Raw genomic sequence first — 24,775 nt, 5'->3', positions numbered from 1 at the left:
GCGCGGGCCAGGCGAGTTGGCCCCGCATGCGCCCCCGTGCGCCCCCTGGGGCCGCCGTGGCGGCCGGGAAGCACGAAGGCCCCCGCCTGGCTGGCGGGGGCCTTCTGGGGGCTGCTGGGGGCCTCTGGGGCCCGTCATCTGCCGTGGGTTGCTGCCCTCTGGCTACTCAGGCCGGGCAAAGGTGCAGGTGGAAGCTAAATCCACGCTGCCCGCTGCTAGTGAGCTGTCGGGTTCAGCACCAGGATGTACGCCATGGTGAAGAAGGTGGCGACACCGCCGCGGATCTCGCGCGGCAGGCTGGAGCCGCGCTCGCTGATCTTGAAGTAGCGGTCCAGGGCGCTGGTGGGGGGCGCGGGTTCCGCGGGTTCGGGCGACTCGGTGGTCGGCTGGACCACAGGCATGCGTGCGTCCTCTGTGGGGGAGCTGAGGAGGGGGGGGAACGCCCGTGGCGACGGCGGCCGGGCGTGGACCCTCAAGTATGGTTTCCCGGTCGCACACGCGCTATCTTCGCGCGTAGAGCCCGCCCCTGGCCGACCTGGCGCCCCGCCGCACCCCTCGGAGCCCCCACCGCCCCGGGAGCCCCCGCGCACCGTACGCTAGGCCCCATGCCCAAGACGCCGCTGCACCCCTCGCCCCCTCCGCTGGAGGCCAATGACGTCGCCATCGTCGGCGCGGGCACGGTGCTGTGGTTCGTCGCCTTCGTCGCCCTGCTCCCCTTCCAGGGCACCCTCTCCGACCACGGCCACGGCACCTGGCCGTGGATCTGCCTCTCCGGCGGCCTGCTCGGCCTGATCGGCCTCTGGTACTGCCGCGCCCGCCGGGACGCGATCGCCCGCAGCCGCGCCGCCGAGGCCGCCGCACCGCAGGCGGACGGCGGCGCCGGTGGCAGCACCGGGGACGGCACCGGCCCTGCCACCCAGTCGGACTGAATAGTCCTTTAGTAGCACGCACCGGACATAAGGCGCCCGTAGAGTCGGTGCCATGACGCAGCCTGCCCAGCCCGCGGAAGAGCAGCAGCCGACCGGCGGAGACCATCCCGACGGAGCGCACCCGCTCGGGCTGCTGCCCGGCCGGCGCGGCGGCCTGACGGCCGCCGAGGTGGCCGAACGGGTGGCGAAAGGGCAGGTCAACGACGTCCCGGTACGGTCCAGCCGGTCGACCGAGGAGATCGTCCGGGCCAACGTCTTCACCCGCTTCAACGCCATCATCGGCATCATGTTCGGGATCATCCTGGTCGTCGGACCGATCCAGGACGGCCTGTTCGGGCTGGTCATCGTCGCCAACACGGCGATCGGCATCTTCCAGGAGCTGCGCGCCAAGAAGACCCTGGACAGCCTGGCCCTGATCGGCGAGGCCAGACCGCAGGTCCGCCGGGACGGCGCCGTCCAGCAGATCACCGTCTCCGGGATCGTCCTGGACGACACCGTGCTGCTCGGCATCGGCGACAAGGTGATCGTCGACGGCGAGGTGACCGAGGCGGACGGCCTGGAGATCGACGAGTCGCTGCTCACCGGCGAGCCCGACCCCGTCCTCAAGCAGCCCGGCGACCAGGTGATGTCCGGCAGCTTCGTGGTGGCCGGCGCGGGCGCGTTCACCGCCACCAGGGTCGGCCGGGAGGCCTACGCGGCCCAGCTGGCCGAGGAGGCCAGCAAGTTCACCCTGGTGAAGTCGGAGCTGCGCAGCGGCATCAACAGCATCCTGCGGTTCATCACCTACCTGCTGATCCCCACCGCGATCGGTCTGATCATCAGCCAGCTGGCCGTGGAGGGCCGCGACTGGCGCGAGGCGGTGCGCCGGATGGTGGCGGGCATCGTGCCGATGGTCCCCGAGGGCCTGGTGCTGCTGACCTCGGTGGCCTTCGCGATCGGCGTGATCCGGCTGGGCCGCCAGCAGTGCCTGGTCCAGGAGCTCCCGGCGATCGAGGGCCTGGCCCGGGTGGACACCGTCTGCCTGGACAAGACCGGCACCCTCACCGAGGGCGGCATGGACGTCGTCGACCTGCGGCTGATCGCCGACGGCGGCTCCGCCCCGCCCGAGCGGGACACCGTCCAGCACGCGCTCGCCGTGATGGCCGGGGCCGACGCGCGCCCCAACCCGTCCATGCAGGCCGTGATCGACGCGTACGGGCGCGGCGACGGCGCCGGCCCGGGCGGCCACGGCTGGCGGGTGATCGAGGCGATGCCCTTCTCCTCGGCCCGCAAGTGGAGCGGCGTGCAGCTGCTGGAGCCCCAGGGCGGCGAGGCCAGCTGGCTGCTCGGCGCCCCGGACGTGCTGCTGCCCGCCGGGCACCCGGCGCTCGCCGAGGTGGACGAGCTGGGCGCCAAGGGCCTGCGGGTGCTGCTGCTGGGCCGCACGCCCGTCCCGCTGGACTCCCCCGACCCGGCCGCCGGGCTCACCCCGCTGGCCCTGGTGGTGCTCCAGCAGCGGCTGCGCGCGGACGCCGCCGAGACCCTGCGCTACTTCGAGGGCCAGAACGTCCGGGCCAAGGTGATCTCCGGCGACGCGGCGGTCTCGGTCGGCGCGGTGGCCGGCCACCTCGGGCTGCCCGGCGCGGACCGCCCAGTGGACGCCCGCACCCTGCCGAAGGACCCGGAGCAGCTCGCCGAGACCGCCGACCGGACCAGCGTCTTCGGCCGGGTCACCCCGCAGCAGAAGCGCGAGCTGGTCGGGGCGCTGCAGTCCCGCGGCCACACCGTGGCGATGACCGGCGACGGCGTCAACGACGTGCTGGCGCTCAAGGACGCCGACATCGGCGTGGCGATGGGCACCGGCTCGGACGCCACCAAGGCGGTCGCCCAGATCGTGCTGCTGAACGACTCCTTCGCGACCCTGCCCTCGGTGGTCGCCGAGGGCCGCCGGGTGATCGGCAACATCGAGCGGGTCGCGGGCCTGTTCCTGGTGAAGACGGTCTACTCGGTGCTGCTGGCGCTGCTGGTGATCTTCACCCACTCGCCGTACCCGTTCCTGCCCCGGCACTCCACCGTGCTGTCCACCCTCACCATCGGCGTGCCGGCCTTCTTCCTCGCCCTCGCCCCCAACAACGAGCGGGCCCGCACCGGCTTCGTGAAGCGGGTGCTGCGGCTGGCGATCCCGGGCGGCGCGATCGCCGGCACCGGCACCTTCGTCGCCTACGCGCTGGCCCGCTCCGACCACGCCACCGACCTCAGGGCCGACACCAGCGTGGCCACCCTGACGCTCTTCCTGATCGCCATCTGGGTGCTCGCCATCGTCGCCCGCCCGTACAACTGGTGGCGCCTGCTGCTGATCGGCACCATGGGCCTCGCCTTCGCGCTGGTGCTGCTGGTGCCGTTCCTGTCGAACTTCTTCGAGCTCTCCCTGGTCGGGCAGCGCGACCCGTGGACGGGCGTGGCCATCGCGGTGGTCTGCGGCATCGTCCTGGAGTGCGCCTGGGCCTGGATGAAGCGCCGCGGCATGGAGTGACCGGCCCGCCCCGCCCCCGTCGGCACCCTTAGCATTTCCCCGAGAGGGGGTGCCCGATGGCACGCAGGGGCGGGGATCTGGAGGCGTTCATCGCCTTCCTGGGCGGGCTGCTGGCCGCCGGGCTGGCGGCGCTGGCGATGGCGGGCGTCGGCCTGACGGTCCGGCCGACGCCCGCGGTGAAGACGGCGGCGGTGGTGACGCTCGGCGCGGTCTGGCTGACCGTCACCACCACCGTCTACCTGCGGCTCAGGCCGCGCGACCGCTGAACTCAGCCCTCGAAGTCCCGGGCCGCGGACAGCTCGTACGCCCGGTCCGGCTCGCTGAGCGCGGCCAGCACCTCGAAGCGCCGGTGCCACTGGCCGACCGACCAGGCGAGCCCGGCCGCCAGGCCCTCCGGGGTGGCGGCGTGCAGCAGCCCGGGCACCGGCGGGACCTCGAACTCGTCGTCCTCGTCGCCGGCTTCGGCCAGCTCCGGGTCGTACGGTGGCTCCGGGGCGTCCGCCGCGTGGTCCCAGCGCCAGTCGACGGAGGCCTCGCCGCCGTCCGGGCCGACCACCAGCAGCTCCTCGTGCTCCTCGTAGGCGACCGGGCAGCCGGGCAGCAGCTCCCGCACCACGGCGGGGACCCGGTGCAGCACGCCCTCGGAGAGCACCCGCCCGCCGGCCACCTCGCTGGCCAGCGACACGTGCAGCCGCTCGGCGAGGTCCGCGGCGAGCGCCGGGGCGACCGGCAGCAGCGGGTACGGGTGCAGGAGTTGGACCAGGTCGGGGGCGTCCGCGACGACCGCCTCGGTGGCGTCCACCACCACCGTGTGGTCCGGGCGGCGCCCGGTGGCCGGGTCCAGCGGCGGCAACGCCCGTACCACGTCGAGCGGTTCGATCCGGTCCCGGTCGACCCGGGCCAACGCGCTGTGGATGCCGTGCAGTTGGCGGTGGCCGACCTCGGCGGCCGGGTCGGTGAGCCGGTCCAGCGCCTCGTCCGGGCCGTGCGGCTCGGCGAGCAGCGCGGCCAGCGTGGTACGCACCCCGAGCGCGTGCAGGAACTGGTCGTCCAGGGTGGTGCGGGCCTCGTCGTACAGGCCGCGCAGCAGCGGGTCGGCCCCGGCGGCGCGCAGCCCGGCGGGCTCGCGGCCGCCCAGCACCGGGTGGTCGCGCAGCCACCACGCGGTGTACGGCGGGAGGTCGGCGTAGCTGCCGTCGGGCAGCAGGGTGCGCACCGGGTTGACCACGGCCTCCCGGTACGGCGGGCGGGCGAGCGCGGCGAGCGCCTCGGGCCAGGCGTCGTCGTCCACCAGGTCGAGGTCGCGCACGGCCAGCAGTTCGGCGGCCACGGGCGGGACCCCGAGCACCTCGTCGGCGTTCAGCGCCTCCAGGGCGTCCTCGGCCCACTCGGCGAGCCCGTCGGGGGCCTCGTCCAGCAGCCCGGTGGGGTGCCCGCCGGCCGCCCGGTCGGCGGGCGCGGTCGGGTCGAGCCGCTCCAGGTCGTCCGGGTCGAGCACCACGTCCTCGGCGCGCACCAGCACGAAGTCGGCCAGCACGCCGACGGCGGCCAGCACCTCGGGGCCCCAGCGCTCCAGCAGCTCGTCGTCCACCCAGCCGGCGTCCTCCTCGCGGGCGAGCGCCGCGAACGGGCTGTCGGGCAGCACCAGTTCGCCCGCCCGGGCGGGCTCGCCCTCGTCGTCCAGCAGCGCCAGCCGGGCCAGCCAGGGGTGCTCGCCGACGGCCGGGGCGGCGGCCTTCACCAGGGCCAGGACGGCGTCGGCCAGCTCCAGCGCGGCGTCCAGGTCGTCGTCGGCCAGCTCGTAGGAGCGGGCGACGGCGGCCCGCACCTCGGGGGTGTCCAGCACCCCGGCCGGGGTGGCGGTGCCGGCGCCCAGCTTGGCCAGCAGCGGGTGGGCGGCCTCGGGGTGGGCCAGCCGCAGGTCGAGCGCGGCGAGTGCCCCGGCCAGCGACTCGGGGTAGCCGGGGAAGGCCGCCCAGTCGGCGTCCTCGGAGGGCAGCAGGACCCGCCGGGGCCCGGTGACGGTCCGTCCGTCGGCGAGCGGCACGGGCAGCGCGCCGAGCGCCTCCGGGTCGGCCGCGCCGAGCGCCGCGTACAGGTTGCGCCACCAGGCCGGGTCGCGGTCCAGCCCGCCGAGCTGGTCGACCACGTCGGCCAGCGGCACCCGGCGCACGTTCAGCACCCGCAGCTCGGTGCGGCGCTCCAGTCCGGCCGGCAGCAGGCCGGGGAAGATCGGCGCGAGCGCCTCCACCACCGAGCCGTCCGCGCCCTCCAGCAGCGTGGCGTCGCGCGGCCGCAGCGCGGGCGTGCCCTCCTCGACGCCGCCGGGGTGCGGCAGGAACGGCGTGCCGGGCAGCCGGGAGAGCACCGCCGCGCGCAGCGCGTTGTCCAGCGCGCCCTGCCCGAGCGGCCCGGGGACGAGGCCGAGCGAGCCGAGGTCGGCGCCGCGGGCGCGCAGCAGGTCGGTGTAGCTGTCGGCGGCGCGCTCGGTGAGGAAGTCGGTGAGCGCGCCGGGGGCGATGTGCCGGCGGGTGGAGTCCAGCGGGTAGGAGGCGATCAGCAGCGCGGGCAGGCCGATCGGCTCGTCGCTGGGGGTGGGCGCGTGCAGCACCGGCGCGATGGCGGGCCGCTGCGGAGTGCCGTCCTCCTCGACCGGGACGGCCCAGGTCACCGTCCAGTACGGGCGGGCGCGCTCCTCGGTGGGCCGGTCGGTGAGCAGTTCGGCGGCCAGCCGGCCGGTGGCGCCGGCGGTCTGCCAGAGGGTGCGCCGCAGCCGGCCGCCCCCGTCGTCGGTGACGGTCACCTCGGTGACGCCGTCCGGGCGGGGCTCGGCGGCGCTGCGGGTGAGCGTGCGGGTGCCCTCCGGGGTCTCCACCACGACCTCGGACAGGCCGGGCAGGGTGAGCAGCAGGGCGTCGTCGACGGCGGTCAGCAGACGGCGGGTCAGGTCTTCGGCGGCGGCGTCGCGCAGCGGCAGCACCACCACGGTGTCGTAGCCGTCCGGGGCCGGGCCCTCGGCGGCGAAGGGCAGCCGCAGCAGCGGCACGTGGCCGTCCCGGCGGCGCAGTTCGTCGGCCAGCGCGGGCTGCGCCTCGGCGAGCGAGCGGGCCTCGCCCAGCGACCAGCGCACCCCGCCGGCAGCACCGAGCACGGCGGGCTCGTCGGTGACGGCGAGGACGGCGGCGAAGCCGACCCCGAACCGGCCGACGGCGGGCTCCTCGCCGCGCTTGGAGGAGGCGCGCAGGGTGGACAGCGACTCGACGGCCGCCGCGTCCAGCGGGGCGCCGGTGTTGGCGGCGGCGAGCACGCCGTCGGCCAGGGTCAGCCGCAGCCGCCCGGGGCCGCGCCCGGCCCGGACCGCGGCGTCGGCCGCGTTCTGCGCCAACTCGACCACCAGGCGGTCGCGGTAGCCGCCGAGCGCCAGCTCCTCCTCGGCGTTGGCGTCCTCCCGGAACCGGGCCGGGGAGGCGGCCCAGGCGTCCAGCACCCGCCGGCGCAGCGCGGCGCTCCCGAACGGGTCCGCGAGGTGCTCGTCCGTGCCGCTGCCGATGATCCGAGGTTCCACGGGACCTGCCACCTTCCGCCGCCCTGTACGTCGTAGGGCATTCTTCCCTGCCCCACCGACTGCTCCCGACCACCGCCCGGTCCGGGGGCGGCGCGGGGCCCGGCCGGGCGCGGGAATCCGCAGGCGGGGGCCGGTCGGCGGCGGACCGTCCGGCCGCACGGTCCGCCACTCCCGTCCCAGGGGGACCAGGAGCACCACGGGAGCCGGCGGAGGGCGGAGCGGGCCGGCGAAAGCGGAGAAAGGCCGAGGGGACCGGAGGGAGGCCGAGGGGGTCGGAGGGGGCGGAACCGCCGGGCCGGCACCCCACTGCCGGGGCCCGACGGCCCGCCCTGCTGCCGCCCGTGGGCTGGGGGGAGTCCCCACGGACGGCAGGCGGGCGGGGCCCCGCCACCGGCGGGCGCCCCTACCGGCAACAACGTCGCGGCCCGCCCCACCGGTTCAGTGGGACGGGCCGCGGACGGGGAACGTCAGGAGTGGCCGAGCTCCTCGGCCGGGGCGTCCGGCTCGACCGAGCCGGAGGTCCGGTCCGGGTGGAGCTGCAGCGGCTCGACCACCAGCTCGTCCAGGATCAGCTCGGACGGCGCCGGCGGGGCCGGGATGACGGCCGCCTCGGAGTGCCCGCCGCAGCCGTACGCGAAGGAGACGATCTGGCCGTCGGCCGGGCCGAACTCGTTGCCGCACACGCCGAAGGCCTGTCCGAGCGAGCCGCCGATCGTGATCAGGAAGCCGCAGCTGCCGCACGCCGCCGGGGCGGCCTGCGCCATCGGGGTCTGCGAGCCGTGGGCCTTCTCCCAGCGGTCGGCGGCCAGGTGCAGGCCGAGCCGGGAGAGGACCCTGCTGCGGCCCAGGCCGAGCTCCTCGGCGACGGCGTTGATCCGGGCGCGGGCCGGCGCGGGCTGGACGTGCGGGTCGCTGAGGACCACGTCCTCCTCCGCGGCCAGGGCGACGGCGGAGTTCGGCGCGGGCTCGTCCTCGCCGGTCCAGCCCGGCTCCAGCCGGGCGTCGTCGGCGCCGGTGGGCAGCAGGTCGCCGGGGCCCATGTCGCCCGGGCGCAGCCGCTCGCTCCACGGCACCCACTCCGGCGCGAGCACCGCGTCGGGGCCGGGCAGCAGCACGACCTCGTCCACGGTCACGTTCTTCGCGCGCGGGGCCCGGGCGACGGTGACCGCCCAGTGCCAGCCGCGGTAGGCCGCGTCCAGGCACTCGAAGCTGTGGGTGACGACGCGGTCGGCGTCCGCCTGCGCACCGAGGTGCGGGCCGACGGCCTCGGGCCCGACGGCCTCCTCGGCAGCCTGGCGGGCGAGTTCGACGGCGTCGGCACAGAGCCGGTCGGGGGTACGGCTTCGCATCGCAGCACTCACGGCGTCGATTCTCTCCCAGTTCTTCTGTCGCCCACGGCGTGTTGCCTTCTCCGTCGCGGCTCGGTAGTCCCGCGTCCATTCTGCGCGACCTGGGGCCGCCACGGGTACCGACCGCGCCGCCCGTCCGGCCTGCCGGCGCCCCGGCGCCCACGCGGGCGGACCTTGGGGCAGGCTACCCGCCGGTCGGCGCCCCGGCACAGTCCGGGGCGGAGCCGAGCCTTCCGGAGGCCGCGCCGAGCGGAGCCGAATCCCGCGTCACCCCGGCGAATCTGGGGCAGGATGGGCTTGTGGCGGACGAAAACCCGTCGCAGCACGCACTGCGCCCCTCGCAGGCCGGCAGCCCCGACGAGACGCAGGCCGCGCCGCGACAACAGTCTCCCCTCCCCGATGCGGGCGAACCGCGGCCGGTGGCGGGCGGCGGGCCGTCCGCAGCCGACCGGGTCGACCTGGAGAAGCCCGACCGCCCCGTCACGGAAGCCGTCACAGGAGCCGTCACGGAAGCCGTCACGGGCGCCGACGAGGAAACCGTCACGGAAGCGGTCGCGGGAGCCGCCGAGGAAGCCGACGAGGACGCCCCCGAGCCCCACCGCCCCTTCCTGGTCCGCACCGCCTCCGCCGCCGGCCTGCGCACCGGCAAGCTGGTGCACGGCACCGGCCGCCGGATCCGCCGGGCCACCTCGGCCGAGGGCGCGGGCGAGTCCGGCCTGGCGAAGCTGATCGAGCTGCACGCGCTGAACTCCTTCGGCGACATGCTGATCACCATCGCGCTGGCCTCCACCATCTTCTTCTCCGTCCCCACCGGCGAGGCCCGCGGCCGGGTCGCGCTCTACCTGCTGATCACGATGGCCCCGTTCGCCCTGCTCGCCCCGGTGATCGGCCCGCTGCTGGACCGGCTGCCGCACGGCCGCCGGGCCGCCATGGCGATGTCGATGCTGGCCCGGGCCGTACTGGCCTGGACGATGGCCGGGGTGATCTCCGGCGGCGGCATCGCGCTCTACCCGGAGGCACTGGGCGTGCTGGTGGCGTCCAAGGCGTACGGGGTGGTGCGCAGCGTGGTGGTGCCCCGGCTGCTGCCGAGCCGGCTGTCGCTGGTGAAGGCGAACTCCCGGGTCACCCTGGCCGGGCTGCTGGCCACCGGGGTGGCGGCCGCGGTGGGCGGGCTGCTGCACCTGATCGGGCCCGGCTGGCCGCTGCGCGGCGCCTTCCTGGTGTTCGTGATCGGCACCCTGATGGCCTTCCACCTGCCGCACGCGGTGGACTCGGCGAAGGGCGAGCAGCGGGCCGTGCTGCACGCCGAGGTGTCCGCCGAGGCCCCGGGCGGCGGCTCGCACCTGATCCACCACAAGCCCCCGAAGGTCAAGGCCTCGCTGCGCACCGTCGGCCCCTCGGTGGTGCTGGCGCTGCGGGCGATGGCGGGGATGCGCTGGCTGGTCGGCTTCCTGGTGTTCTTCCTGGCCTTCCTGCTGCGCACCGACCCGATCGGCGGCCTGCGGCCGACCCTGGCGCTGGGCCTGGTGGCGCTGGCCGCCGGGACGGGCAACGCGCTGGGCTCGGTGCTGGGCTCCTGGCTGCGCACCCGGGGCCCGGAGGCGACGGTCACCGCGATGCTGCTGCTGGCGACCTGTGTGACGGCGGCGGCGGCGCTCTGGTACGGCGTGGTGACGGTGGTTCTGGTCGCCGCGGTGTCCGGGATGGCGGCCTCGTTCGGCAAGCTGGCGCTGGACGCGCTGATCCAGCGGGACGTCCCGGAGGCGGTGCGGACCTCGGCGTTCGCCCGTTCGGAGACCCTGATGCAGATGTCCTGGGTGGTCGGCGGCGGGGTCGGGATCGTGCTGCCGCTGAACGGGGTGCTGGGCCTGTCCATCGCCGCCTCGGTGGTCGGCCTGGTGCTGCTGTGGACGGCCCGCTCGCTGCTGCGGCTGGGCCTGCGGCGGCACCCGGCCGCGCCCAGGGTGGCCTGAAACGGCTTGAACCGGTCGGTTTCCACGACGGGGCAACACGCGGTGGCCGACCCCCGCGTCGCGTGATCGCCCGGGCCCGGTAGATTCTGTCGCATGAGCCTCAATACCCGTGTCATCGCCGCCCTCGGCGCCGTCGTCGTGGTCGGCGCCGCCACGGTGGGCACCTCCGTCGCGATCGCCGCCGGGCAGACCGAGCACAACACCCACCGGGCCACCCTCCAGGTCGGCACCACGTCGACCGTCGCGGACCCGCTGTGCTGGAACGGCGGCAGCCCGCTGAGCGACGACCAGCAGGACCAGTGCCAGACCGCGGCCAAGCAGGCCCTGGCCAGCGGCGACCTCCCGCAGTCCGACGTGCGGGCGAGCGACCGGATCGGCGTCGGCGTCAGCCCGAACGTGGCCAAGACCGGCTGGTGGGCCTCCAGCAACGGTGGCGCCAGCAGCCAGGGCGGGCAGACCAGCCTGTTCTCCTACGCCCAGGGCCCGAGCTTCTCCGGCTCCCAGACCGCGGGCAAGGTGCTGAACTCCAGCGGCAAGACCGTGATCACCGTGGTCGAGATCGACAAGAAGTCGGAGAGCCCGATCGCGGTGTGGTACTTCCAGCTGAACACCAAGAACGACTGACGCTCCCCGCGATGACCGCACAGGTCTCCGAAGCGCACCCCGGGCAGCCGGGCCCCGAACGGGCCCGGCTGCTCGTGGTCGTCGCGGTGCCGGCCGAGGCCGAGGCGGTGCTGCGCGGCCTGCCCGGCGGCGCCGCCGACCTGCCGCTGCCCGGCGGCACCCTGCACCGCTGCGCGGGCGCGCCGGTGGACGTGCTGGCCGCGGGCGTCGGCCCCGCCGCCGCGGCGGCGGGCGCCTGCGCCGCGCTGGCCACCGGCCCGTACGGCCTGGTCGCCTCCGCCGGGATCGCCGGCGGCTTCGCCCCGCACGCGCCGGTCGGCGCGACCGTGCTGGCGTCGGCGGTCGTGGCCGCCGACCTCGGCGCCGAGACCCCCGAGGGCTTCGCCGACGTCACCGAGCTGGGCTTCGGCACCACCCGGCACACCCCTCCCCCGGCCGTCGTCGTCCTGGCCGAACGGGCCCTGGCGGACCGCGACGTCCGGGCCGTGACCGGCCCGGTGCTGACCGTCTCCACGGTGACCGGCAGCACCGAGCGGGCCGCCGCGCTGGCCGCCCGTCACCCGGGGGCCGCGGCCGAGGCGATGGAGGGCTTCGGCGTGGCCGAGGCCGCCGCCCGGTTCGGCGTGCCGGCCTTCGAGCTGCGCACCGTGTCCAACCCGGTGGGCCCGCGCGACCGGGCCGCCTGGCGGATCGGCGAGGCGCTGGCCGCCCTGGAGCGGGCCTTCGCCGCGCTTCCCGTCCGAGAACTGATCGAGGAGGCCGGCCGTGGCTGAACGGCTGAGCATCGCGTACTCGCCCTGCCCGAACGACACCTTCGTGTTCCACGCCTGGGCGCACGGCGCCGTCCCCGGGGCGGACGCCCCCGAGGTGACCTTCGCCGACATCGACATCACCAACGGCCTGGCCGAGCGCGGCGAGCTGGACGTGTTGAAGATCAGCTACGGCGCGCTGCCGTGGGTCCTGGAGGAGTACGCCCTGCTGCCCTGCGGCGGCGCGCTGGGGCGCGGCTGCGGGCCGCTGGTGCTCACCCTGCCGGGCGTGGCCTCGCCCGCGGACCTGGCCGGGCGGACCGTCGCGGTGCCCTCCGAGCGCTCCACCGCCTACCTGCTGTTCCGGCTCTGGGCGGCGAAGGCGGTGCCGGGCGGCTTCGGCGAGATCGTCGTCCTGCCGTTCCACGAGATCATGCCCGCCGTCCGGGACGGCAGGGTGGACGCCGGCCTGGTGATCCACGAGGCCCGCTTCACGTACCAGCAGTACGGCCTGCACAGCCTGGCCGACATGGGCGAGGCCTGGGAGGCGGAGACCGGCCTGCCGATCCCGCTGGGGGCGATCGTGGCCCGGCGCTCGCTGGGCGCCGAGCGGCTGCGCGAGCTCGCCGCGACGATCCGCGCGTCCGTCCGGCAGGCCTGGGCGGATCCGGCCGCCAGCCGGGAGTACGTGCTGGCGCACGCCCAGGAGATGGACCCGGCCGTGGCCGACCAGCACATCGGGCTGTACGTCAACGAGTTCACCGCCGACCTCGGCGAGGAGGGCTACCAGGCCGTCCGCGCACTGCTCACCCGGGCCGCCGCGGAGGGGCTGGTGCCCCCGCTCGACCCGGGTGCGCTCGCGTTCTAGACCCCTCGGGGCCTCAGACGTCGAACTGGTCGGCCACCGCGCGCAGCAGGCCGGCCAGCTTCTGGCCGGTCGGCTTGGCCGGGTAGCGGCCGCGCTGGAGGCCGGGCAGCACCGCGTCCAGGGTGGTGATCAGGTCCTGGACGATCGGCGCCATGTCGTCGGCGCTGCGGCGCTGGGCGGCGGCCACCGACGGCAGCGCGTCCAGCAGCTGCACGGCCATCGCCTGGTCCCCGCGGTGCCCGGCGACCACGCCGAACTCGACCCGCTGGCCCGGCTTCAGCACGGTGACACCGGCGGGCAGCGCCTTGGTGTGGACGAAGACGTCGTCACCGTCGTCGCGCGACAGGAAGCCGAAGCCCTTCGTCTCGTTGAACCACTTGACCTGGCCGGTGGGCATCTCGAACAGTCCTCGAATGGGTGTGAGGGATCCCGGCCCTGGCCGGGGATCACTGGGTGGTGTGGGGAGAAAGACGGCCGACCTCGACTCGGAGCCCGTGGGCGCTCACGGCCGGCGCGTTGTCAGGAGCAGACTAATGGTCCGTCACTGCCTCGTCAGCGGTCCGCGATCGCTCCGCGTTCCGAGGGCCGGAGGGGCCGACGGGCGCGCGGGGATCTCGCGGTCACGGACGACCCGGTACTGGCACGGCCGGGGCGCGGTTCTGCGCAGTCCATCGGCTCACACCCCCGGGTCTGAGGACACGGGACGCACCTGTAGCGCCCCTCGGCACCCCCTGCATACCCTCGCCCAGCAGGGATCAAAACGCATCGCTGCCGGGAAACTGCGCAACGTGACCGAGCCGCTCCGGTGGGCCGCCGCGGGGGCGGTTCTGCCAGACTGGGGCGCGGACCGGGCCCCGGACGGGCGGCCCGGCGCGGCTCGGAGGAGTGAGCGGACGTGAGCAGCCAGAGCGCCGAACCCGGCGACGTGTACGTCAAGGCCGGGACGGTGGTCTTCGGCGTCGGCGCGCTCGCCACCCTGGTCACCTTCGTCCCGCTGTTCCTGCACCTGACGCCGCTGCCGACGGCCATGTACTGGCTGAGCATGCTGATGCCCGCCGGTTTCCTGTCCGCGCTGACCGGGCTGTTCCTGAACGCCCGGGCCCAGCGCGCCCGGATCGCGCCCCAGGAGTCCTAGCCCCGGGAGTCCTGGTTCGGGCCGAGGTGCCGGTCGAGCCACTCCGGGAAGCCGGTGAGGTCGGTGAGCACCACGTCCGCCCCGGCCTCGCGCAGCCGGTCGGCGTCGTACGGGCCGGTGGCCACGGCGACCGCGACGGCGTCCGCGTGCCGGGCGCCGACGATGTCGCCGAGGTGGTCGCCGACGTAGATGCTCGCGCCGTGCGCGCGCAGCGCCTCGCCCTTGGTCTCCGCCCAGAGGTCGCCGACCAGGACGTCCGCGTCCAGTCCGGCGTGCTCCAGGTGGAGGCGGGCGTTCGGCTCGTACTTGCCGGTGATCACGGCGATCCGGCCGCCGTGGGCGCGGACCGCCTCGACGGCGGCGTGGGCGCCGGGCAGCGGCACGGTCGGGGCGAAGGCGTGCTCGCGGTACAGCTCGCGGTAGCGGGCGACGGCCCGCTCGGCCTCCTCGGCCGGGAACCAGTTGCGGATCTCGTCCAGCAGCGGCGGGCCGAGCCGGGTGACCACCAGGTCGGCGTCGACGGGGACGCCGGTCTCGGCGGAGAGCGCCCGGTAGGTGGCGTGGATGCCGGGCCGGGTGTCCAGCAGCGTCATGTCCAGGTCGAAGCCGACGGTGAGCGGGGCGGGCGGGGTCGCGGGCATGCCGCCAGGCTACCCAACGGGCCCGGGCCGGGACGAGGCGATTTGCCCCGCCTCCGAGGCGGAACTTAGGTTTACCTGAGTTTTCCGCGGAGAGGGCTCATGACCGACACCACCGCACCGACCGGCACCACCACCGCACCGCCGGGCAGACGGCGGACTCCCCGTCACCGAATACTGTGGCTCGCCGCCGCACTGGCCGTGCTGGCCGTCGCGGTGCTGCTGAGCCTGGCGGTCGGCAGCCGCACGGTGCCGCTGTCGGCGACCGTCGACGCGCTGCTGCACGGCGGCGGCTCCGCCGACGCCGTGGTGATCCGCGAGCTGCGGGTGCCCCGGACGGTGGTCGGGCTGGCCGTGGGCGCCGCGCTCGGGCTGGCCGGCGCGGTGATGCAGGGCCTGACCCGCAATCCGATCGCCGACCCCGGCATCCTCGGGGTCTCGCAGGGCGCGGCGGCGGGCGTGGTGGTCGCCATCTCGGGCTTCGGGGTCTCCAACCTCACCGGGTACGTCTGGTTCGGCTTCGCGGGCGCGGTGATCGCCACCGTGCTGGTGTACGGCCTGGCCGGGCGCGGCCGGGGCGGGGCGACGCCGATCAAGCTGGCACTGGCCGGCTCGGCGATGTCCGCGTTCATCGCCTCCTTGAACACCCTGGTGCTGACCACCGACGCGGCCACCATGGACCAGTTCCGGTTCTGGCACGTCGGCTCGCTCTCCGGCCGGACGGCGGACGTGGCCTGGCAGCTGCTGCCGTTCCTGGCCGTCGGCACCGTGCTGGTGGTGGCGGTGGCGCGCGGGCTGGACGCGCTGGCGCTCGGCGAGGACACCGCGAAGGGGCTGGGCGCGAAGACCGGCCTGGTCCGGGCGGTCGGCGCGCTGGGCGCCACCGTGCTGACCGGCTCGGCGGTCGCGGCGGCCGGCCCGATCGCCTTCATCGGCCTCGCCGTGCCGCACGCCGCCCGGGCGGTGGCCGGTGCCGACCACCGCTGGATCCTCGCCTTCTCGGCCGTCCTCGGCCCGGCCCTGCTGCTGCTCGCGGACACCCTCGGCCGGGTGCTGTTCCCGCCCTCGGAGGTCCCGGCGGGCGTGATGACGGCGCTGGTGGGGGTGCCGGTGCTGGTGGCCCTGGTGCGGCGGCGGAAGGTGGTGGCGGCGTGAGCGAGCGCAGCGAGGGAACCGTTGAGAGGCGCGCGTTGGGGCATGCCCCTGCCGAGCGCAGCGAGGTGGGCGCATGACGTCGGTTTCGCTCCGGGGCTACTCGGTGGTGCGGGCCGGGCGGGCCTCGTTCCTGCTGCACCGGCGGTCGGCGCTGGCCGCCGCCGGGCTGCTGGTCGTGCTGGCGGCGACGGTGGTGGCCTCGCTGTGCCTGGGTGAGTCGACCGTCTCGCCGGGCGAGGTGGTCAAGGTGGTGCTGGGGCAGCCGAGTCCGGACGAGCTGGTGGTCGGGGAGTTCCGGCTGCCGCGGGTGGTGGTGGGGCTGCTGGTCGGGGCGGCGCTCGGGCTGGCCGGGGCGCTGGTGCAGACGGTGGCCCGCAATCCGCTGGCCAGCCCGGACGTGGTGGGCGTGACCTGGGGCGCGACCGTCACCGTGGTCGGGCTGACGGCGTACGGGGTGGTCGGCTCGACCGGGCAGGCGCCGTACGCGGCGGTCGGCGGCGGGCTGGCGGCCGGGCTGCTGGTGTACGCGCTGGCCTGGCGGCGGGGGCTGCACGCCCAGCGCTTCGTGCTGATCGGGATCGGGATCAGCGTGGCGCTGTCCTCGCTGACCTCCGTCTTCCTGACCAAGGGCGACGGCTTCCAGGCGCAGGCCGCGAAGGTGTGGATGACGGGCAGCCTGAACGGCACCGGCTTCGACCAGGCCGGATGGCTGGCCTGGGTGCTGCTGGCGGCCCTGCCGGTGGCGCTGTGGGCGGCGCGGGCGCAGCGGTCGATCTCCTTCGACGACGCGACGGCCGTGGGCCTCGGGCTGCGGCTGGACCGGATCCGGCTGGGCATGGCGCTGCTGGGCATCGTGCTGGCCTCCTGCGCGGCGGGCGCCGCCGGGCCGGTGGACTTCGTGGCGCTGATGGCCCCGCAGATCGCGCTGCGGCTGGCCCGCTCGGCGCAGGTGCCGCTGCTGTGCTCGGCGCTGACCGGGGCGCTGGTGGTGGTCCTGGCGGACCTGATCGCCCGGCGGCTGCTCGCCCCGACCGAGCTGCCGGTGGGCGTGGTGACCGGCATGGTCGGCGCGCCGTACCTGATGTGGCTGTTGATCCGATCCCGCCGTGGAGGTTCCCGATGACCGCGAGCACGCACCGTACGACGGCGGGCCCGCACCGCCTGGAGGCCCGGGGCCTCACCCTGGCCTACGAGGCGCGCACGGTCGTCGAGGGCCTGGACGTCGGCATCCCGGACGGGCGGGTGACGGTGATCGTCGGCCCGAACGCCTGCGGCAAGTCGACGCTGCTGCGGGCGCTGGGCCGGCTGTTGAAGCCGGTGCGCGGCGCGGTGCTGCTCGACGGCGAGGAGCTGGCCCGGATCCCGACCAAGCGGATCGCCCAGCGGCTCGGCCTGCTGCCGCAGTCGCCGACCGCGCCGGAGGGCATCTCGGTGGCGGACCTGGTCTCGCGCGGCCGCCAGCCGCACCAGAGCTGGTGGCAGCAGTGGTCGGCGGAGGACGAGGCGGCCGTCGCCGAGGCGCTGGAGCGCACCTCGACGGCGGAGCTGGCCGAGCGCAGCATGGACGAGCTGTCGGGCGGGCAGCGCCAGCGGGCCTGGATCGCGATGGCGCTCGCCCAGGGCACCGACGTGCTGCTGCTGGACGAGCCGACCACCTACCTGGACATCGCGCACCAGGTGGAGGTGCTGGACCTGGTGCGCCGGCTGAACGTCGAGCGCGGCCGGACGGTCGTCGCCGTGCTGCACGACCTCAACCAGGCGGCCCGGTACGCGGACCACCTGGTGGCGATGCGGGACGGCCGGGTGGTCGCCGAGGGCCCCCCGGGCGAGGTGGTGACGGCGGAGCTGGTGCGCGAGGTGTTCGGGCTGGACTCGGTGGTGGTGCCCGACCCGGTGACGGGCACTCCGCTGGTCGTGCCGGGGGCGCCGTGGACGGTGGCGGCGGAAACCGCCGGTGCCGTGGACGCTTAACGACCTTTTAGCCACCATTTCGGACATAATCGACGGGCCCACCGCAGCCTCACCGCCCGAGGACCCGCCGATGCCCCGGATCTCCCGCCGTACGTTCCTCGCCGGGCTCGGCGGACTCGGCGGGGCCGCCGCGCTCACGGCGTGCAGCGGCTCCGGGGGCTCGCAGCCGCCGGCCGCGGACTTCGAGGCGAGCGGCACGCCCTCCCCCACCCCGCCGCCCCCGGTGACGGTGAACGCCGCGACCGGGCCGGTGCAGGTGCCGGGCGAGCCGCTGCGGGTGGTCGTGCTGGACACCGACGTGCTCGACTCCGTGCTGACCCTGGGCATCACCCCGGTCGGGGCCGCGCTCCCGGCCGCCGACACCGGCTTCCCCGCCTACTGGCCGGCCTCCCGCACGGCGGGCGTCCGGCTGGTCGGCCCGGCCGGCGCGCCCGACCTCGCCGCCCTCCGGGCGCTGCGGCCGGACCTGATCCTCTCCAACCAGACCCGCGACGGCGACCGGTACGAGCAGCTGCGGGCGATCGCCCCGACCGTGCTCACCCAGACCACCGGGGCGCCCTGGAAGGCGAACTTCCAGCTGCACGCCCAGGCGTTGAGCCGGGTGGCGGCCGGGGCGGCCTTCGTCGCCTCGTACCAGAAGCACGCCGGGCAGGTGGCGGGGGCGCTGGCGGCGGCGAAGCTGTCCGGGCGCAAGGTGAGCCTGGTGCGGTTCACGGAGGGCGGCGGGATCCGGCTGTTCGGGCGGCAGAGCTTCCCCGGCAGCGTGCTGGCCGACGCCGAGGTGGGGCGGCCGGACGCGCAGAACGTCGACCAGTCCGACTTCGAGATCCCGCTCGACCAGATCGGCAGGGCGGACGGCGACCTGCTGCTGTACGCGACCTACGGCGATCCGGAGAAGGCGGGCGAGGAGGCGGCGCTGGCGAGCCCGGGGTGGCAGGGCCTCGGGGCGGTCAAGGCGCACCGGGCGTTCCCGGTGGACGACCAGCTGTGGTTCCAGGGGATCGGGTACACCGGGGCGAACTTCGTACTGGACGAGCTTCAGCGCTTCCTCGGGGCGTAGCCGGGGCCGGGGCCGGGGTTGGGGCCGGGCCACGGGCGGGCCTCGTCCGCCCACTGACGATTAGTCGACATCGTCGGGTTGTGCAGCCGACCGTCGCTTCCGCCACAATGGCGCCGCCCATGCACACCGTTTCGTCCGGGGGACACCACCATGTCAACTGCGGTAGCTCCGACCGCTCCTGCCCGCAAGGGCAAGGCCGCCGCGCTCGGCTGGCTGATCAGCATCGCCTTCAACGTGGTCGCGCCGATCATGATCTACAACCAGCTGCACGACCACGGCTACAACGAGTCCACCGCCATCCTGCTCTCCGGCCTCGGCCCGGTGCTCGACACGGTGATCTACCTCGCCTGGCACCGCCGGATCGACGAGTTCGCCGTCGTCTCGCTGGTCTTCGTCGCCCTGACGCTGGTGGTCTCGCTGGTCGGCCCGACCGACCCGAAGATGCTGCTGGCCAAGGACTCCTTCGTCTCGGGCCTGCTCGGCGTGCTCTACCTCGCCTCGCTGGCCGCGCCCAAGCCGATCATGTTCTACTTCGGCCGCAAGTTCGCCACCGACGGCACCCCGGAGATGGTCTCCTGGTGGAACTCGATGTGGCAGTACCCGGGCTTCCGGCTGGTGCAGCGCAACCTGACCGTCGTCTGGGGCACCGCGTTCATCCTGGAGGCCGCGCTGCGGATCGTGTTCGTCTACACGCTCTCGCACGGCACGGTGGTCACCATCAACAGCGTCCTTCCGTTCGCGGTGCTCGGCGGGCTGATCTACTTCACCATCACCTACGCCAAGCGGGCCGGCGCCCGTGGCCGGGCCGCCGCCGAGGCGGCTGCGGCTGCGGCTGCGACGGCGGCCGCCTGAGTCGCCTGATGTTCAGCCCGAACCCGCGTAGCGGGCCGGGGAGGTGCCGACCGCCGCGGTGAAGTCCCGGGTGAGATGGGCCTGGTCGGCGTAGCCGAGTTCGACGGCGAGCGCCGCCAGGTCCAACGCCCCTTCCGCCGCGGCCCGTTCGGCGGCCTCGTGGAGCCGGGCGCGGCGCAGCACCCACTTCGGGGAGGCGCCGATGTACTCGGCGAACAGCCGCTGGAGACGGCGGACGCTCAGGCCCAGCTCGCGGGCCAGGTCGTCCACCCGGCGCAGGTCCGGGGAGCCGGTGATCCGCTCCACCATCGCGGCGACCTCCTCGGCCACCGGGTCGGGCGCGGGCAGGCGCGGCAGCAGGAAGGCGTCGGCCCGCGCGGCGCCCGGCCCGTCCAGGACCAGGGCGTTGGCCTCGTCCGCCCCCGGCCCGAAGTAGTCGGCGGCGGGGACGGACCGGTCGGCGAGGGCGCTCACCGCGTGCCCCGCGAAGGGCCGGAAGGCGCCGGGCCGGAACTTCACGCCCAGCACGTGCCCGGTGCCTTCGAGGCGGCGGACGAAGAGCGAGCGGTCCACCCCGTAGACGCGGGCCCGCGGGGCCTCGAAGACCAGGTGGACGTTCGGGTGGGCGAGCACCTTCTGCTCGTACGGCGGCCGGCCGGCCAGGTCCCAGCGGACCACCCAGTAGAACTCCACGAAGCGCGCCACGGCGGGCGCGGGGGCGAGCCGTTCGACGCTGATCAGCTCGGCGGCCCGGGCCGGGTGGAGCACGCCGCGCCCGAGGTCGGGAGGGTCGGGGGCAACCATGGGGCCAGGCTAGCCGTCGCGTTTCTTCAAGACCGGGCGGCGCCCCCCGGCGCACGATCGGGGCATGAACGCCCACCCCCTGCACCCTTTCCTGGCCCGTGCCGCCGCCGTCGCCTCCGAGGTCGCCGCCGGCGTCCCGGCCGGGGCCTCGATGGACGCGCCGACGCCCTGCGGGGAGTTCGACACCCGGACGCTGATCAACCACTGGGTGCTGTACACCTCGCACGGCCTGGAGCACCGGGCCCGGCGCCTCGAACTGCCCGCGGCACTGGTCGAGCGGGACTTCACGGCGGATCCGGACTGGCGCGCCGGGTACGCGGCCCAGCTGGAGCGGGCGGTGGCGGCCTGGGCCGACCCGGCGGCCTGGGAGGGGGACGTCGACCTCGGCGGCTCGCCGTTCCCGGCGGTGGGGATCGCCCGGATGCTGGTCCTGGAGCTGCTGCTGCACGGCTGGGACGTGGCGCGGGCCGTCGGCGGCGCGATCGAGGTGGACGAGGAACTGGCCCTGCTGGTGGGCGGGATCGTCGCGGAGAACGCCGAACTGTTCCGGCAGTACGGCGGGTTCGCGGAGCCGGTGGCAGTGCCCGAGGACGCCTCGGCGTGGGAGCGCGCGTTGGCGGCCTCGGGGCGTGACCCGCGGTGGACGGGCTGACGAGCGATGGAAGGGGCCGGCCGGCCCGTTCAGCTCATGAGGTCGGGGGCGAAGTAGTCCCGGAGGCGGGCGATCCTGCCGTCCCGGACGCGGACGATCTGCACCAGGGAGACGGCCCTGTCCTCCTCGCCCTCGTCCCCGTCGAAGACCGTGTCGATCTCGGCGATGAACACGTCCGGGTCGGCGGTGGTGTGCAGCACGTACGCGGACTTCTCGACGTTCGGCGGGCGGTCGGCCTTCGCCTCGCTCCGTGCGTAGTACGCGGCCATGACGGTGCGGATCTCCTCGCGACCCACCAGCCGCCGGGGGAAGGCGGCGCCGGCGGGCATCAGCGGTGCCTCCAGGATGCCGTCCTCGGTGAAGCACTCGGCGAGGGCGTCGGCGTTGCGGGTCATCGCACCGGCGTAGACGTAGCTCTGGAAGATCTCCTGCGGCGTGCGGGACACGGCGGCCTCCTCGGGCTCGGGCTCGGAGTTCCACTCCATCACATCGCTTGTCAGGAATGGCAGTTCAGTCGGTCCGCATCGCCGCCGTGAGCTTGTCGTGGAGGAGGCGCACGGCCGGGGAGTGCTGGTCGCGGCGGGCGACCAGGCCGAGGCGGGCGTTCGCGGCGGCGTCCGTCAGCGGGACGGCCCGCAGGCCGACGCCCTCCACGGCGGAGGCGCTGAGCACGGCCACCCCGGCGCCGCGCTCGGCCAGGCGGAGCACCGCCGCCGGGGAGCTGGCCTCGATGTCCACGCGCGGGTCGAGGCCGAGCTGGGCGCAGGAGCGGTCGTAGGCGGCGCGGAGCCCGGTGCCCGGGGAGAGGCAGAGGATCTTCTCGCCGCGCAGGTCGGCGAGGGTCAGCCCCGGACGGTCGAGGGGGTGGCCGACGGGAACGACGGCGGCGATCGGGTCGTCGACCACCACCCCGACCTCCAGGCCGGGGGCCACCTCGCCCGCGTAGCCGATCAGGGCCAGGTCGAGGGCGCCCGCCAGGACCTGGGACTGGAGCAGGTCGGAGTGCCCCTCGTGGAGGCTCAGCTCGATACCGGGGTGGGTGCGGCCGAGGTCGGCCACGGTGTCCAGGAACGGCGGGATCGAGCAGCCCATGATCATGCCGAGCCGGACCCGGCCGCGTACGGCGTCGGCGAACTCGGCGGCGGTGTGCTGGATGGCGTCCAGGGTGGCCAGCGCGTTCTTGGCGAGCGGGAGGATGGCCTCGCCGACCGGGGTGAGGTGGACCCGGCGGCCGCTGCGGTCGAGCAGGGTCTGACCCAACTCCTTCTCCAGCTTGGCCACTTGGGTGCTCACTCCGGACTGGCTGACGTGCAGGCGGGCGGCGGCGGCCGTGAAGGAACCCTCGTCGACGACGGCGGCGAAGTAGCGCAGCTGGTGTATCTCCATAACTGATGATGATAACTGGCATCGGATCTATCTGTTGGACGAATGGATGAGGTAGCGGAAGGATGGAGGCATGACGACGACGAAGAACGCGCGAGAGCTGGCCGAGACCTACTTCACCGCCTGGGAGGCAGGCGACTTCGACACCCTCCGGGGCCTGCTGGCCGAGGACGTCGACTTCGTGGGCCCGCTCGGCAAGGCGGCCGGGATCGACCAGGCGCTGGGCGGGCTGCGGGGGCTCGGTCAGGCGCTGGAGAAGATCGACGTGAAGGTGCGGGTGGCGGAGGGCGACGAGGTCATCACCTGGTTCGAGCTGAACACCAGCATCGCGCCGCCGGCACCGACGGCGAACTGGATGCACGTGGAGGACGGGAAGATCGCGCGGATCCGGGTCACCTTCGACCCGCGCGAACTGATCGCGGGGTTCGAGAAGAAGGCCTGAGCAGGGCGGGCAGAACAGCAGGGGGCCGTGATCGCCGGGGGCGGTGGCGGCCCTCTTCGGCTGTTCGCGCTCAGGCCTCCTCGTCGGGCTCCGGCGGAGCCGCCCGGAGGGCGGTGACGACGCCCAGGGCGACCGTGGCGATCGCGAGGGCGAGGAGCGTCGCGAAGGCGGCGGCGATCAGGAACCGCACGGGGTGTTCCGCTCGCGCTCTCGGTCGCGGTCGGCGTCGAGGAGGAGGGTGAGGAGGTTCAGCAGGGTCGACGCCGGGGCCGTGTTGAAGCAGACCAGGACGCGGCCGTCGAGGGTGCGGTCGGTGGCGACCGAGGGGAAGATCAGGCCGAACTTGCGCCCGCGCTCGTCGAGTTCGGCGAGGAGCGTACGGATGTGGGCGTCCGTGAAAGCGCGGATCCGGGGATCGGTCGGCTGCATGGGGTGGCGGCTCACTGGGCACCGTCCAGCTCGAACCAGACGACCTTGCCGTGCTCGCGGGGGTCGACGCCCCAGCGGGTGGTGAGGCCCTCGACCAGCTGGAGCCCTCGTCCGGACTCGGCGAGGACGGAGGGGGCGTGGAGGTCGGGGAAGAGCGGACTCTCGTCGGAGACGGAGACCCGGAGGGTGTTGCGGGTCATCGCGAGGATCTGGACGACGGGGGCGGGGGTCTTGCCGTGGCGCCAGGCGTTCACGAGGAGTTCGTGGAGGCAGAGTTCGGCCTCGAAGATGGTGGTGGCGGGCCAGCCGAGGCGGACCATGGCGTCCTGGAGGGACTGGCGGCCAAGGGCGAGCGAGGGCGTGTTGAGGTGACGCATGGGAGTTCTCCCGGGCGTGGTTGAGAGGGGGAATCCGGCGGACACACGTCGCCGTGAGCCAGGCCAGGCAGATGGGCATGGCTGCTCTGCGGCGCTTGCTGGCAAGCGTTACTGACGATCCGTCGGATCGAAGTGAGATTGACCATAGCCCATCGAAGTCACATGTGATTCCAAGTTCAGATAACTTCACCCTCAAGTGGACCCATGCCCGCGCAGAACGGCAGACTTGGGCCACATCGGCAAGGAGGGAACCAGTGCCGCCTCGAATCAACCCGACGCTCCGTCAGCGCCGCATCGGGAGCGAACTTCGGAAGATGCGCGAGGCCGCCGGACTGTCGACCGGCACCCTCGCCAGAGACCTCGGCATCGACCGGACCCAGGTCAGCCAGATAGAAGCTGCCAAGGTCGGGGTGAGCCCGGAGCGACTCCGTTCCTTCGCCGCCGCCTGCAAGTGCATGAACGACCCGCTGATCGACGCTCTTGAAGTCATGGTCCAGGACCGTTCCAAGGGCTGGTGGGAGGACTATCGCGGCACCATCCCGGACGGCTTCCTGGAAGTCGCCGAGCTTGAGAAGAGCGCGGAAAGCCTCATGCTGTGGGTGCTCACCCACATGCCTGGCTCCTGCCAGACGCTCAGCTACGCATCTTCCATGTTCGGGCGATCGATCCCGCCGGTCCCCAGGCACGAGCTGGAGGTACGAACCGCTTTCAGGATGCGTCGCAAGACGGATCTTCGTCGCGATCAGAAGCAGATGACCTTCTTCATCTACGAGTCGGCGCTGTGGACTCGCTTCGGAGGCGTCGAGATCCTCCGGGAACAGCTTGCATCCTTGCTCGAAGACTCCGAGCTGCCATGGATGACCGTCCGGATCGTGCCGTTCGACATCGACACCTTCCCCGGAGCTATCGAGAACCTCACCTATGCGCTCGGGAAGGTATCCGAACTCGACACCGTGGAGATCGAGTCCTCTCGCGGCCCCGTCTACATGGACGCTGTCAACGAGCTCACCAGCTACCGATCGATCTTCGCCCGTACCGAATCGATGGCGTTGAGTGAGAGCAAGTCTCGTAGCCTGATCCGCAAGATCGCAAAAAGCCTATGAAAGGCCGAACATGACCTACACCGAGTGGCAGAAGTCATCCTTCAGCGGGTCCGGTAGTGAGTGCGTGGAGATCCGTAAGGCCGACAGTTCGGTCGAACTCCGCGAGTCCGACGAAGGCCACCTCATCCTCCACACCGCTCCCGCCGCGCTCGCCTCCCTCCTCCTCGGCATCAAGGCCGGGGAGTTCGACCACCACATCTAACCC

26 protein-coding genes and 1 pseudogene are annotated in these 24,775 nt (G+C 74.3%); 17 read left to right on the top strand and 10 right to left on the bottom strand.

Features of this window, described 5'->3' with window-relative positions:
- Positions 1-227: 227 nt before the first annotated feature.
- Positions 228-401: pseudogene (locus ACFY2K_RS26075) on the bottom strand (NCS2 family permease); the annotation flags it as partial.
- A 204-nt stretch (positions 402-605) separates the two neighbouring features.
- Here ACFY2K_RS26075 and ACFY2K_RS26070 point away from each other — a divergent pair.
- The 3 genes from ACFY2K_RS26070 to ACFY2K_RS26060 are packed head-to-tail and all read left to right on the top strand — an operon-like array spanning position 606 to position 3,707.
- Entirely contained in the window at positions 606-929 is a 324-nt protein-coding gene (locus tag ACFY2K_RS26070; protein WP_375888574.1) for a DUF2530 domain-containing protein, read from the top strand.
- 52 nt (positions 930-981) lie between these two features.
- Complete coding sequence (locus ACFY2K_RS26065; RefSeq protein ID WP_380526268.1) at positions 982-3,441, top strand: HAD-IC family P-type ATPase; 2,460 nt, start codon at positions 982-984, stop codon at positions 3,439-3,441.
- Between the two features lie 56 nt (positions 3,442-3,497).
- The gene (locus ACFY2K_RS26060) at positions 3,498-3,707 is read left to right on the top strand and encodes a hypothetical protein (protein WP_380526270.1); all 210 of its coding nucleotides are present in this window, start codon (positions 3,498-3,500) and stop codon (positions 3,705-3,707) included.
- 2 nt (positions 3,708-3,709) lie between these two features.
- Here ACFY2K_RS26060 and ACFY2K_RS26055 read toward each other — a convergent pair whose 3' ends face one another.
- Both ACFY2K_RS26055 and ACFY2K_RS26050 read right to left on the bottom strand, forming a co-directional pair.
- On the bottom strand, positions 3,710-7,006 hold the full coding sequence (locus ACFY2K_RS26055) for a sacsin N-terminal ATP-binding-like domain-containing protein (protein WP_380526272.1): 3,297 nt from the start codon (positions 7,004-7,006) through the stop codon (positions 3,710-3,712).
- 467 nt (positions 7,007-7,473) lie between these two features.
- Positions 7,474-8,355 (bottom strand): DUF3027 domain-containing protein, encoded by an 882-nt coding sequence (locus ACFY2K_RS26050; protein ID WP_375888854.1) that lies wholly within the window; start codon positions 8,353-8,355, stop codon positions 7,474-7,476.
- A gap of 608 nt (positions 8,356-8,963) precedes the next feature.
- Between ACFY2K_RS26050 and ACFY2K_RS26045 the strand changes: the two genes are divergently transcribed.
- The 4 genes from ACFY2K_RS26045 to ACFY2K_RS26030 all read left to right on the top strand — a co-directional run bounded on the left by ACFY2K_RS26045 (position 8,964) and on the right by ACFY2K_RS26030 (position 12,569).
- Complete coding sequence (locus tag ACFY2K_RS26045) at positions 8,964-10,328, top strand: MFS transporter (protein WP_375888857.1); 1,365 nt, start codon at positions 8,964-8,966, stop codon at positions 10,326-10,328.
- A 93-nt stretch (positions 10,329-10,421) separates the two neighbouring features.
- Positions 10,422-10,952, top strand: a complete 531-nt coding sequence (locus tag ACFY2K_RS26040) for a hypothetical protein (RefSeq protein ID WP_375888585.1) — start codon at positions 10,422-10,424, stop codon at positions 10,950-10,952.
- 11 nt (positions 10,953-10,963) lie between these two features.
- Positions 10,964-11,725, top strand: coding sequence for a futalosine hydrolase (locus ACFY2K_RS26035; RefSeq protein ID WP_387714364.1), 762 nt, complete (start codon positions 10,964-10,966; stop codon positions 11,723-11,725).
- The gene (locus ACFY2K_RS26030) at positions 11,718-12,569 is read left to right on the top strand and encodes a menaquinone biosynthesis family protein (RefSeq protein WP_380593380.1); all 852 of its coding nucleotides are present in this window, start codon (positions 11,718-11,720) and stop codon (positions 12,567-12,569) included. Before ACFY2K_RS26035 ends, ACFY2K_RS26030 begins: the two co-directional genes overlap by 8 nt.
- 13 nt (positions 12,570-12,582) lie before the next feature.
- Here ACFY2K_RS26030 and ACFY2K_RS26025 read toward each other — a convergent pair whose 3' ends face one another.
- Positions 12,583-12,966, bottom strand: coding sequence for a cold-shock protein (locus tag ACFY2K_RS26025; protein ID WP_350504961.1), 384 nt, complete (start codon positions 12,964-12,966; stop codon positions 12,583-12,585).
- A 498-nt stretch (positions 12,967-13,464) separates the two neighbouring features.
- Here ACFY2K_RS26025 and ACFY2K_RS26020 point away from each other — a divergent pair, with 498 nt between their 5' ends.
- A complete protein-coding gene (locus ACFY2K_RS26020; protein ID WP_380399235.1) occupies positions 13,465-13,704 on the top strand; it encodes a hypothetical protein in 240 nt (79 codons plus the stop codon).
- Here the strand turns inward: ACFY2K_RS26020 and ACFY2K_RS26015 are convergent.
- A complete protein-coding gene (locus tag ACFY2K_RS26015) occupies positions 13,701-14,345 on the bottom strand; it encodes an HAD family hydrolase (protein WP_387714360.1) in 645 nt (214 codons plus the stop codon). The genes ACFY2K_RS26020 and ACFY2K_RS26015 overlap by 4 nt on opposite strands.
- 99 nt (positions 14,346-14,444) lie before the next feature.
- On the opposite strand from ACFY2K_RS26015, the gene ACFY2K_RS26010 reads away from it, so the two are divergent.
- The 5 genes from ACFY2K_RS26010 to ACFY2K_RS25990 all read left to right on the top strand — a co-directional run bounded on the left by ACFY2K_RS26010 (position 14,445) and on the right by ACFY2K_RS25990 (position 19,380).
- The gene (locus tag ACFY2K_RS26010) at positions 14,445-15,497 is read left to right on the top strand and encodes a FecCD family ABC transporter permease (RefSeq protein ID WP_380526277.1); all 1,053 of its coding nucleotides are present in this window, start codon (positions 14,445-14,447) and stop codon (positions 15,495-15,497) included.
- A gap of 73 nt (positions 15,498-15,570) precedes the next feature.
- Positions 15,571-16,620, top strand: a complete 1,050-nt coding sequence (locus ACFY2K_RS26005) for a FecCD family ABC transporter permease (protein WP_380593378.1) — start codon at positions 15,571-15,573, stop codon at positions 16,618-16,620.
- Positions 16,617-17,468, top strand: coding sequence for an ABC transporter ATP-binding protein (locus ACFY2K_RS26000; RefSeq protein ID WP_375888600.1), 852 nt, complete (start codon positions 16,617-16,619; stop codon positions 17,466-17,468). The genes ACFY2K_RS26005 and ACFY2K_RS26000 overlap by 4 nt, the downstream gene beginning before the upstream one ends.
- Before the next feature lie 70 nt (positions 17,469-17,538).
- Positions 17,539-18,528, top strand: a complete 990-nt coding sequence (locus ACFY2K_RS25995; RefSeq protein ID WP_380526282.1) for an ABC transporter substrate-binding protein — start codon at positions 17,539-17,541, stop codon at positions 18,526-18,528.
- A 150-nt stretch (positions 18,529-18,678) separates the two neighbouring features.
- Positions 18,679-19,380, top strand: coding sequence for a VC0807 family protein (locus ACFY2K_RS25990; protein ID WP_387714355.1), 702 nt, complete (start codon positions 18,679-18,681; stop codon positions 19,378-19,380).
- A gap of 12 nt (positions 19,381-19,392) precedes the next feature.
- Here ACFY2K_RS25990 and ACFY2K_RS25985 read toward each other — a convergent pair whose 3' ends face one another.
- Positions 19,393-20,184, bottom strand: a complete 792-nt coding sequence (locus ACFY2K_RS25985; protein WP_380526285.1) for a DUF6597 domain-containing transcriptional factor — start codon at positions 20,182-20,184, stop codon at positions 19,393-19,395.
- 64 nt (positions 20,185-20,248) lie between these two features.
- Here ACFY2K_RS25985 and ACFY2K_RS25980 point away from each other — a divergent pair, with 64 nt between their 5' ends.
- Positions 20,249-20,836, top strand: a complete 588-nt coding sequence (locus tag ACFY2K_RS25980; RefSeq protein ID WP_380638926.1) for a TIGR03086 family metal-binding protein — start codon at positions 20,249-20,251, stop codon at positions 20,834-20,836.
- Between the two features lie 29 nt (positions 20,837-20,865).
- On the opposite strand, the gene ACFY2K_RS25975 is transcribed toward ACFY2K_RS25980, so the two are convergent.
- Both ACFY2K_RS25975 and ACFY2K_RS25970 read right to left on the bottom strand, forming a co-directional pair.
- The gene (locus ACFY2K_RS25975) at positions 20,866-21,321 is read right to left on the bottom strand and encodes a nuclear transport factor 2 family protein (RefSeq protein WP_380638928.1); all 456 of its coding nucleotides are present in this window, start codon (positions 21,319-21,321) and stop codon (positions 20,866-20,868) included.
- Positions 21,322-21,346: 25 nt separating this feature from the next.
- Positions 21,347-22,222, bottom strand: a complete 876-nt coding sequence (locus tag ACFY2K_RS25970) for a LysR family transcriptional regulator (protein ID WP_380638930.1) — start codon at positions 22,220-22,222, stop codon at positions 21,347-21,349.
- 70 nt (positions 22,223-22,292) lie between these two features.
- Here ACFY2K_RS25970 and ACFY2K_RS25965 point away from each other — a divergent pair, with 70 nt between their 5' ends.
- Positions 22,293-22,661, top strand: a complete 369-nt coding sequence (locus ACFY2K_RS25965) for a nuclear transport factor 2 family protein (protein ID WP_380593375.1) — start codon at positions 22,293-22,295, stop codon at positions 22,659-22,661.
- A 177-nt stretch (positions 22,662-22,838) separates the two neighbouring features.
- On the opposite strand, the gene ACFY2K_RS25960 is transcribed toward ACFY2K_RS25965, so the two are convergent.
- Positions 22,839-23,090 carry a hypothetical protein gene (locus ACFY2K_RS25960; RefSeq protein WP_380638932.1) on the bottom strand — a complete coding sequence of 84 codons (252 nt, stop codon included), beginning with the start codon at positions 23,088-23,090 and terminating at the stop codon, positions 22,839-22,841.
- A gap of 11 nt (positions 23,091-23,101) precedes the next feature.
- A complete protein-coding gene (locus tag ACFY2K_RS25955) occupies positions 23,102-23,467 on the bottom strand; it encodes an ATP-binding protein (protein WP_387714350.1) in 366 nt (121 codons plus the stop codon).
- 53 nt (positions 23,468-23,520) lie between these two features.
- Between ACFY2K_RS25955 and ACFY2K_RS25950 the strand changes: the two genes are divergently transcribed.
- Both ACFY2K_RS25950 and ACFY2K_RS25945 read left to right on the top strand, forming a co-directional pair.
- Positions 23,521-24,570 (top strand): helix-turn-helix domain-containing protein, encoded by a 1,050-nt coding sequence (locus ACFY2K_RS25950; RefSeq protein WP_387714347.1) that lies wholly within the window; start codon positions 23,521-23,523, stop codon positions 24,568-24,570.
- Between the two features lie 10 nt (positions 24,571-24,580).
- On the top strand, positions 24,581-24,772 hold the full coding sequence (locus ACFY2K_RS25945) for a DUF397 domain-containing protein (protein WP_387714344.1): 192 nt from the start codon (positions 24,581-24,583) through the stop codon (positions 24,770-24,772).
- The last annotated feature ends 3 nt before the right edge of the window (positions 24,773-24,775 follow it).

It is taken from the genome of Kitasatospora sp. NPDC001309 (assembly GCF_042896295.1).
Taxonomy (GTDB): Bacteria; Actinomycetota; Actinomycetes; order Streptomycetales; family Streptomycetaceae; genus Kitasatospora.
The sequence above is the reverse complement of the archived record's forward strand: the minus strand, read 5'-3'. Positions and strand labels throughout refer to the sequence as shown.

Excerpts from the sequence above, each read along its gene's own strand:
- ACFY2K_RS25990 (WP_387714355.1), top strand. The coding sequence starts at position 18,679 with ATGTCAACTGCGGTAGCTCCGACCGCTCCTGCCCGCAAGGGCAAGGCC.
- ACFY2K_RS25965 (WP_380593375.1), top strand. The coding sequence starts at position 22,293 with ATGACGACGACGAAGAACGCGCGAGAGCTGGCCGAGACCTACTTCACC.
- ACFY2K_RS25945 (WP_387714344.1), top strand. The coding sequence starts at position 24,581 with ATGACCTACACCGAGTGGCAGAAGTCATCCTTCAGCGGGTCCGGTAGT.
- ACFY2K_RS26005 (WP_380593378.1), top strand. The coding sequence starts at position 15,571 with ATGACGTCGGTTTCGCTCCGGGGCTACTCGGTGGTGCGGGCCGGGCGG.
- ACFY2K_RS26065 (WP_380526268.1), top strand. The coding sequence starts at position 982 with ATGACGCAGCCTGCCCAGCCCGCGGAAGAGCAGCAGCCGACCGGCGGA.
- ACFY2K_RS26010 (WP_380526277.1), top strand. The coding sequence starts at position 14,445 with ATGACCGACACCACCGCACCGACCGGCACCACCACCGCACCGCCGGGC.
- ACFY2K_RS25985 (WP_380526285.1), bottom strand. The coding sequence starts at position 20,184 with ATGGTTGCCCCCGACCCTCCCGACCTCGGGCGCGGCGTGCTCCACCCG.
- ACFY2K_RS25955 (WP_387714350.1), bottom strand. The coding sequence starts at position 23,467 with ATGCGTCACCTCAACACGCCCTCGCTCGCCCTTGGCCGCCAGTCCCTC.
- ACFY2K_RS26060 (WP_380526270.1), top strand. The coding sequence starts at position 3,498 with ATGGCACGCAGGGGCGGGGATCTGGAGGCGTTCATCGCCTTCCTGGGC.
- ACFY2K_RS26070 (WP_375888574.1), top strand. The coding sequence starts at position 606 with ATGCCCAAGACGCCGCTGCACCCCTCGCCCCCTCCGCTGGAGGCCAAT.
- ACFY2K_RS25970 (WP_380638930.1), bottom strand. The coding sequence starts at position 22,222 with ATGGAGATACACCAGCTGCGCTACTTCGCCGCCGTCGTCGACGAGGGT.
- ACFY2K_RS25980 (WP_380638926.1), top strand. The coding sequence starts at position 20,249 with ATGAACGCCCACCCCCTGCACCCTTTCCTGGCCCGTGCCGCCGCCGTC.
- ACFY2K_RS26035 (WP_387714364.1), top strand. The coding sequence starts at position 10,964 with ATGACCGCACAGGTCTCCGAAGCGCACCCCGGGCAGCCGGGCCCCGAA.
- ACFY2K_RS25975 (WP_380638928.1), bottom strand. The coding sequence starts at position 21,321 with ATGGAGTGGAACTCCGAGCCCGAGCCCGAGGAGGCCGCCGTGTCCCGC.
- ACFY2K_RS26050 (WP_375888854.1), bottom strand. The coding sequence starts at position 8,355 with ATGCGAAGCCGTACCCCCGACCGGCTCTGTGCCGACGCCGTCGAACTC.
- ACFY2K_RS25995 (WP_380526282.1), top strand. The coding sequence starts at position 17,539 with ATGCCCCGGATCTCCCGCCGTACGTTCCTCGCCGGGCTCGGCGGACTC.
- ACFY2K_RS26000 (WP_375888600.1), top strand. The coding sequence starts at position 16,617 with ATGACCGCGAGCACGCACCGTACGACGGCGGGCCCGCACCGCCTGGAG.
- ACFY2K_RS26025 (WP_350504961.1), bottom strand. The coding sequence starts at position 12,966 with ATGCCCACCGGCCAGGTCAAGTGGTTCAACGAGACGAAGGGCTTCGGC.
- ACFY2K_RS25960 (WP_380638932.1), bottom strand. The coding sequence starts at position 23,090 with ATGCAGCCGACCGATCCCCGGATCCGCGCTTTCACGGACGCCCACATC.
- ACFY2K_RS26015 (WP_387714360.1), bottom strand. The coding sequence starts at position 14,345 with ATGCCCGCGACCCCGCCCGCCCCGCTCACCGTCGGCTTCGACCTGGAC.
- ACFY2K_RS26040 (WP_375888585.1), top strand. The coding sequence starts at position 10,422 with ATGAGCCTCAATACCCGTGTCATCGCCGCCCTCGGCGCCGTCGTCGTG.